Source organism: Gemmobacter sp. (genome assembly GCF_016792925.1).
Classification (GTDB): Bacteria; Pseudomonadota; Alphaproteobacteria; order Rhodobacterales; family Rhodobacteraceae; genus Gemmobacter.
Genome location: NZ_JAEULU010000102.1, coordinates 1 through 7,553, shown reverse-complemented (window position 1 = coordinate 7,553; position 7,553 = coordinate 1). Strand labels below are relative to the sequence as shown.

Annotated in this window: 8 protein-coding genes; 6 read left to right on the top strand and 2 right to left on the bottom strand. The window is 64.6% G+C overall.

The annotated features are described in order from the left end of the window. Nucleotides 1-82: 82 nt before the first annotated feature. Complete coding sequence (locus tag JNN06_RS05295) at nucleotides 83-1,669, bottom strand: lysine--tRNA ligase (RefSeq protein WP_291238550.1); 1,587 nt, start codon at nucleotides 1,667-1,669, stop codon at nucleotides 83-85. 136 nt (nucleotides 1,670-1,805) lie between these two features. Here JNN06_RS05295 and JNN06_RS05290 point away from each other — a divergent pair, with 136 nt between their 5' ends. Further along, entirely contained in the window at nucleotides 1,806-2,228 is a 423-nt protein-coding gene (locus JNN06_RS05290; protein WP_291238549.1) for a tellurite resistance TerB family protein, read from the top strand. Further along, nucleotides 2,225-3,151 carry a glyoxylate/hydroxypyruvate reductase A gene (locus JNN06_RS05285; RefSeq protein ID WP_291238548.1) on the top strand — a complete coding sequence of 309 codons (927 nt, stop codon included), beginning with the start codon at nucleotides 2,225-2,227 and terminating at the stop codon, nucleotides 3,149-3,151. The genes JNN06_RS05290 and JNN06_RS05285 overlap by 4 nt, the downstream gene beginning before the upstream one ends. Before the next feature lie 529 nt (nucleotides 3,152-3,680). On the opposite strand, the gene JNN06_RS05280 is transcribed toward JNN06_RS05285, so the two are convergent. Beyond that, nucleotides 3,681-4,538: a MurR/RpiR family transcriptional regulator gene (locus JNN06_RS05280; RefSeq protein WP_291238547.1), complete on the bottom strand. Its 858-nt coding sequence runs from the start codon at nucleotides 4,536-4,538 to the stop codon at nucleotides 3,681-3,683. 138 nt (nucleotides 4,539-4,676) lie between these two features. Between JNN06_RS05280 and JNN06_RS05275 the strand changes: the two genes are divergently transcribed. The 4 genes from JNN06_RS05275 to JNN06_RS05260 form a co-directional block, all read left to right on the top strand. Beyond that, complete coding sequence (locus tag JNN06_RS05275) at nucleotides 4,677-5,492, top strand: N-formylglutamate amidohydrolase (RefSeq protein ID WP_291238546.1); 816 nt, start codon at nucleotides 4,677-4,679, stop codon at nucleotides 5,490-5,492. Continuing rightward, the gene (locus JNN06_RS05270; protein WP_291238545.1) at nucleotides 5,492-6,031 is read left to right on the top strand and encodes a TRAP transporter small permease subunit; all 540 of its coding nucleotides are present in this window, start codon (nucleotides 5,492-5,494) and stop codon (nucleotides 6,029-6,031) included. The genes JNN06_RS05275 and JNN06_RS05270 overlap by 1 nt, the downstream gene beginning before the upstream one ends. Further along, nucleotides 6,031-7,374, top strand: coding sequence for a TRAP transporter large permease subunit (locus JNN06_RS05265; RefSeq protein WP_291238544.1), 1,344 nt, complete (start codon nucleotides 6,031-6,033; stop codon nucleotides 7,372-7,374). Before JNN06_RS05270 ends, JNN06_RS05265 begins: the two co-directional genes overlap by 1 nt. Before the next feature lie 47 nt (nucleotides 7,375-7,421). Further along, a partial coding sequence (locus JNN06_RS05260; RefSeq protein ID WP_291238551.1) for a twin-arginine translocation signal domain-containing protein occupies nucleotides 7,422-7,553 on the top strand: 132 nt, incomplete at its 3' end.

Here is a 7,553-nt window from a genome sequence, read left to right as displayed (position 1 = left end):
AAGAAAGGGGGCGCTCGCGCCCCCTCTTGAGCCTGCGGCTCAATTCACCCCCTGAGGATATTTCCGTCAGGTTGAAGCTGGATCAGTCTTTCTTCACCAGCTCACCCGCCAAAGCACGGTCGATCAGCGCGATGGTTTCCTCCACGCCATACAGCGCGATGAAGCCGCCAAAGCGCGGGCCGTCGCTGGCGCCCAGCAGGGTTTCATACAGCGCCCTGAACCAGTCGCGCAGCGGCTCGAAAGCGTGGTCCTTGCCGACGGCGAAGACCATGCTTTGCAGCGCCTCATCGTCAAGGCCGCCCTCCCAGGCGGTCAGGCGGCTGCGCAGATCGAGGATCGCGGCGCGTTCCTGATCGGTCGGCAAGCGGAAGGCGCGGGTCGGCGCGATCTTGTCCGCGAAATAGCGCACGGCAAAGCCTGCCGCGGCGTCGAGATCCGGGTTGGCCTCGGGGCTGGCCTCCGGCGCATAGCGCTTGATGAAGCCCCACAGCCCCTTGGCATCGGTGGCGCCCGCCACGCTGGCCAGATTGAGCAGCATCGAGAAGGGCACCACCATTTTCGACTCCGGCGGGGTGCCGCCATGGATATGCCAGACCGGGTTATTGGCCTGCTGGTCGGCATCCTGCGTCGGGTAGGCGCGCAATTGCTGATGGTATTCATCCACCGCCCGCGGGATCACATCGAAATGCATCCGCTTGGCCGTTTTCGGCTTTTGATACATGAAATAGGACAGGCTCTCGGTCGCGGCATAGCTCAGCCATTCGTCGATCGTCAGGCCATTGCCCTTGGATTTCGAGATCTTCTGGCCCTGATCATCCAGGAACAGCTCATAGGTGAAATGCTCGGGCTTCTTGCCGCCCAGCACTTCGCAGATGCCGTCATAGATCGGGGTATTGGTGGAGTGATCCTTGCCATACATCTCGAAATCGACGCCAAGCGCGGCCCAACGCGCGCCGAAATCCGGCTTCCATTGCAGCTTCACATGGCCGCCGGTCACCGGCAGCGTCCATTCGCGGCCCTCTTCATCGTCGAAGGTGATGGTGTGGTTCACCGCGTCGATATGTTTCATCGGCACATACAGAACCCGGCCGGTTTCGGGGTGGATCGGCAGGAAGCAGCTATAGGTCTGTTGGCGTTCTTCGCGCAGGGATTTCAGCATGATCGCCATGATGGCGTCATAGCGTTCGGTGGCCAGTTTCAGCGTGTCGTCGAACCGGCCCGATTTGTAGAACTCGGTCGCGCTGATGAATTCATATTCAAACCCGAAGGTATCGAGGAAGCGGCGCAGCATGGCGTTGTTGTGATGGCCGAAGCTGTCATATTCGCCATAAGGATCGGGCACGCTGGTCAGCGGCTTTTGCATATGCTGGCGCAGCATCTCTTGCTGCGGCACGTTTTCCGGCACCTTGCGCATGCCGTCCACATCATCGGAAAAACAGATCAGCCGCGTCGGAATATCCGAGATCACCTCGAACGCCCGGCGGATCATCGTCGTGCGCGCCACCTCGCCAAAGGTGCCGATATGGGGCAGGCCGCTCGGGCCATAGCCGGTCTCAAACAGCACATAGCCCTTTTCCGGCGCCTTCTTCTCGTAGCGCTTGGCGATCTTCCGGGCCTCTTCAAAGGGCCAGGCTTTCGATTTCATCGCGGCGTCACGAAGGGCGGACATCGGCTTTTCCTCGGGGATATGGCGGCAGGCCCCGTGCCTGCCGAACCCGCCTCTCCTATTGCCGCCCCTGCTGCGCGTCAATATTGTCGGCCCGAATATGCCGCAAAGGCCGACATTACCGTAAAGGACAAGCGCCGTGCCCGATACCCCCCCTTCCCTTTCGCCACAGGATGCGCTGCTGGCGGTGATGGTGGCCGCCTCGGCCAGTGACGAGAACATGCGCACCGCCGAGCTGGTGGCGATTCAGCGCATGGTGAACCATATGCCGGTCTTTGCGGGCTACGATACCGACCGCATCCGCCGCGTGAGCCAGACGGTGTTTGATCTGTTCGAGATCGAGGATGGTCTGGATGCCCTGTTCGGCCTGATCCGCGATGGCCTGCCCGAGCGGTTGTTCGAGACCGCCTATGCGCTGGCCTGCGATGTGGTCACCGCCGATGGCCGCCATACCGAGCCAGAGCTGCGCATGCTGGAGGAAATCCGCCACGAGCTGAACATCGACCGGCTGCATGCCGCCGCGATCGAATGGGGCACCCGGGTGCGGCATTTGCAGCCATGAGCCTGACGGTCCTTTTCGCCGCAGGCCCGGGCCTTTGGCCGGAATATGAGGCCCCGCTGCGCGCCGCCTTTGCCAAGGCCCGGCTTTCGGCCCATCTGGTGACCGAGGCCGCGCCGGAGGCGGTGGATTACATCATCTACGCCCCCATCAGCCCGGTGCAGGATTTCACCCCCTTTACCCGCTGCAAGGCGGTGTTGAACCTTTGGGCCGGGGTGGAGCGGATCGTGGGGAACCCGACGCTCACCCAGCCGCTCTGCCGCATGGTCGATCCGGGCCTGACCGAGGGCATGGTGGAATATGTCGTGGGCCATGTGCTGCGCCATCACCTTGGCATGGATCGGTTCATCCATGGTGCGCCGGGCTGGGAGCAGGTGGTGCCGCCCTTGGCGCGTGAGCGCCGCGTGGCGATGCTGGGTCTGGGCGAGCTGGGTCTGGCCTGCGCCCGCGCGCTGCAAGCGCTGAATTTCGATGTTCAGGGCTGGAGCCGCACGCCGAAAACCGGCCTCGGCCTGCCCTGCCATCATGGCGAAGAGGGCTTGCGGGCGGTGCTGAACGGCGCGCAGATCGTGGTCACCCTGCTGCCCCGCACGGCGGAGACCGAGAATATCCTGAACGCCAGCCGCCTGTCATGGCTGCCCCCCGGCGCGGTGATCATCAACCCCGGTCGCGGCGCGCTGATCGAGGATGAGGCGCTGCTGGCCGCCCTTGATGGCCCGCTGGGCCATGCGACGCTGGATGTGTTCCGGGTGGAACCCCTGCCCGAGGATCACCCCTTCCGCCACCACCCCAGGGTGACCGTCACCCCCCATATCGCCGCCGATACCCGCGCGATCACGGCGGCCGAGGTGGTGGCCGAAAACATTCGCCGTGGCGAGGCCGGCGAGCCCTTCCTGCATCAGGTCGACCGCGCGCGGGGGTATTGAGACCGTCCAAAGGGCCGGGGAAACTGGTGCCGCAAGACCGGCTCCGCCAAACGCCCAAAGGCCCGAACTCGCCCCCGTTTCCACATGACCTCGGCAATCGCCTCGGCCAACCGGGCCGGAAACAGGAAACGCACCGCGTTTCCCCGGCCCTGTGGAAACGACACCGCAAAACCGGCTCAGCCCATGCCCGAGAGGCCAGAGCCCGCCCGGCGGGTGTGAAGCACCCGCCCCCGGCAGGGCGGGCGCTGGCCGGTGGCTTCGGGCCACCGGCCCGAACTCACCAACAGCATCGCATGTCCTCGGCAATGGCCTCGGCCAACCGGGCCGGATCAGAAAACGCACCGCGTTTTCCCGGCCCTGTGGGAACCGCACCGCAAGACCGTCTCAGCCCATGACCGAGAGGCCAACGCCCGCCCGGTGGGCGCAAAGCGCCCGCCGCCCGAAGGGCGGGCGCTGGCCGTTGGCTTTGGGCCAACGGCCCAATGTGGGAACGGCATCGCATGACCTCGGCAATGGCCTCGGCCCCCCCCTACCGCGCCCGCCGGAAAAACCGGGAACGGTCATACAGGCTTTCCAGCCGCTTCAGCCGCGCCTCGGTCTCGCCCCAGCTCAGCGTCTGCACGGCGGCCAGCAGCGTCTCCACCAGCACGGTGATCGACACCATCGAATCCCAGGCGCTCGGCGCCTCGATATAGGCCGACAGCGTATGGCGGGCATGCTGCGCCGCCGGGCTGACCCAGCGATCGGTGATCAGCACCACCTCGGCCCCCTGCTCCACCGCCAGCTCCACCAGCTGCAACACGCTGTTTTCATAGCGTCGGATGTCGAACACCACCAACACATCCCCCGCCTTCATATCCAAAAGCGCCGGCGGCCAGGTGTTCGACAGGCCCGACAGCAGCATGACCTCGCGCCGGATCACCTTCATCAGCGTCACAAAGTAATCGGCCTGCGCATGAGTGATGCGCCCGCCGATCACATAGACCGCCCGCCCCGGATCGGCCAGCAGCGCCGCCGCCGCGTCGAACTCGGCATGATCAATCTGCCCCAGCGTCGCCTGCAAATTGCCCACCACCGCATCGGCAAAGCGGTTCAGGATGTGGGTATCCGGCGCCCCCCCCGCCCAGCGGTCATGCTTGGCCAAGGGCGAGACCAGCATCGCCTCCACCTCGCCCCGCAGCGCGCTTTGATAATCGGGATAGCCCTTGTAGCCCAGCTTCTGACACAGCCGCACCACCGTGGGCGTCGATACTTCCGAGGCCTTGGCCAGCGCCGTGATCGAGCCAAGCGCCGCCACCGGGTAATTCTTCAGGATATGGGTCGCCAATTGCCGCTCGGCCCGGGTCAGATCGGCCATGGCCGCGCGCATCTGCTCTTCGACGGTCATCGGTGTCCCTCCTGTTGCGCCCCCATTTAGCACCGGTTCCGGAAAAGTTTGTAACAGAAAATTTGCGTAAGAAAAATTCTTGACAGAAGCGCCCCGCAAGGTGGACGCTACCCCCAACAACAGGGATGACTCGCAGCAATGACTGCATCACAAGCCGACCATAGCGGGCGCTCTGCGCCTGACGGTGCCGCATATGTGGCGCCGCGCGCCCCGCAGATCGAGGGGCGCGACCGGACAGGGGATGTGATCCTCGTCTGCGAACATGCCTCCAATGCAATGCCCCCGCCCTGGGGCGACCTCGGGCTGACGGCTGAACAGCGCGAGGCCCATATCGCCTGGGATCCCGGCGCCCTGGGCCTGATGCGGGGGCTGGCGCGGCGGCTGGAGGCCACCTGCATCGCCGCCACCACCAGCCGCCTGATCTATGACTGCAACCGCGCACCGGACATGCCCGGCGCCATGCCCGCCCGCTCGGAAATCCACGAGATCCCGGGCAATGCCGCCCTCACCCCCGCCCAGCGCGCCCAGCGCAGCGCCGCGCTCTATGTGCCCTTCCACGATGCCTTGCACGCGCTGATCGCGGAACGCATCGCCCTGGGCCGCCGCCCGGTGATCCTCACCATCCACAGCTTCACGCCGGTCTATTTCGGCACCCCCCGCAGCGTGGAATTCGGCGTGATCCACGATGCCGACGCCCGCCTGGCCCAGGCCATCGTGGCCGAGGCGCAGGCCCGCACTGGCCTCAAGACCGGCCTCAACGAACCCTATTCGGCAGCGGATGACGTGACCCATACGCTGCGCCTGCACGCCACGCCCTATGGGCTGGTGAATGCCATGCTGGAAATCCGCAATGACCTGATCGCCACCCCCGAGGCCGAGGCGGCCATGGCCGACACCCTCGCCCCGGTTCTGGCCGCCGCCATGGCCACCCTCACCCGCCGGAAGGACATCTGATGCCGCGCTGGACCATCGCCTTCGTCCATTTCACCGACCGGCTGAACCACCGCGTCGGCCGCTTTGCCATGTATCTGCTGTTTGTCCTCATGGCGGTGCTGATGTGGTCCACCGTCACCAAACTTTACGGCCGCCCCTCGCTGTGGACGCTGGAAATGGCGCAATTCATCATGGTGGCCTATTACATTCTCGGCGGCCCCTATTCGATGCAACTGGGCAGCCATGTCCGCATGGACCTGTTCTATGCCCGCTGGTCGCTGCGGCAAAAGGCCTGGACCGATGCCTTCACCGTCTTTGCCCTGCTGATCTATCTGGGCGTGATGATCTGGGGCGCGGCGGATAGCCTCGCTTACGCGCTGCAACTGAAATGGGATGGCCTCATCCCCGAAATCGGACGGCTGGAGCGCAGCCCGACCGCCTTCCGCCCGCATCTCTGGCCGATCAAATCGGTCCTCTTCATCGGCTTCGTGCTGATGTTCCTGCAATCGCTGACCTATCTGATCCGCGACATTGCCATCATCCGCGGGGAGGAAATCTGATGCCGCAGGAAATGATTGCCCTGCTCATGTTCTCCACCATGCTGGTGCTGATGATCACCGGCCAGCGGGTGTTTGGTGTGATCGGCGTTGTCGGCGTCATCGCCGCGCTGGCGCTTTGGGGCACCGGCGGGCAGGCCATGGGCTTCTCGGCCTCGATGAAGCTGATGAAATGGTATCCCATGCTCACGCTGCCCATGTTCGTCTTCATGGGCTATGTCATGAGCGAAACGCGCCTCGCCGAAGACCTTTACAAGATGTTCCACGTCTGGTTCGGCCCGGTGCCGGGGGGGCTTGCCATCGGCACGATCCTTCTGATGGTGCTGATCTCGGCCATGAACGGGCTTTCGGTGGCGGGCATGGCGATCGGATCGACCATTGCCCTGCCGGAACTCCTGCGCCGGGGCTATGACAAGAAGATGGTCACCGGCACCATTCAGGCCGGTTCCTCGCTGGGCATCCTCATCCCGCCCTCGGTGGTGCTGGTGCTTTACGCCATGATCGCCCGCGCCCCGGTCAGCCAGCTTTGGCTGGCAGGGCTGATCCCCGGCCTTGTGATGGCGGGCCTGTTCATCGCCTATATCGCCATCCGCTGCGGGCTGAACCCCAGCCTTGGCCCCGCCTTGCCCCCCGAAGAGCGCGCGCAATATTCCACAGAGGACAAGCTGCGCCTGCTGCTGGCGGGCCTGCTGCCACTGGGCATCTTTGCCGCCATGATGGGCCCCTTCATCATGGGCACCACCTCGCTGGTGGAAAGCTCGGTCATCGGCGTCGCCGTCACCGTGCTGGCGGCCGTGGCGAAAGGCCGCTTCACCAAACAGGTGTTCGAGGTGGCGACCCGCGAAACCCTCGCCATCTCCTGCATGTTCATGTGGATCATTCTCGCCGCCCTCTCCTTCGGCGCGGTGTTCGATGGCCTGGGCGCGGTGAAGGCCATCGAGGGACTGTTCGTCGAGCAGATGCATCTGGGGCCATGGACGATCCTGATCCTGATGCAGCTTTCCTTCCTCATCATGGGCATGTTTCTGGATGACACCGCCATGCTGGTCATCGTGGCACCGCTTTATGTGCCGCTGGTCGCACGGCTCGACCTTGGCATTCCGCCCGATCAGGTGCTGGTCTGGTATGGCGTCCTCTACACCATCACCTGCCAGATCGCCTATCTGACGCCGCCCTTCGGCTATAACCTGTTCCTCATGCGCGCCTTCGCCCCGCCCGAGATCACCATGGGCGACATCTACAAATCCGTCACGCCCTTCGTGCTTCTGATGGTGGTGGCGCTGGTGCTGGTGATGGTCTTCCCGCAGCTCGCGCTGTGGCTGCCGCAAAATCTCAACGTGAAATGAGGGGGCGGCACGCATCGCCCCCCGCCCTTCCAACAACGGAGATCCCCATGACAACCAGACGCAAGTTCCTGACCACCGGCGCCCTTGGCGGTGCCGCAGCCCTGGCCGCGCCCACCGTGCTGTCGGCGCAAGCCCCGATCAAATGGCGGATGCAGACCTATGCGGGCGCCGCTTTGGGC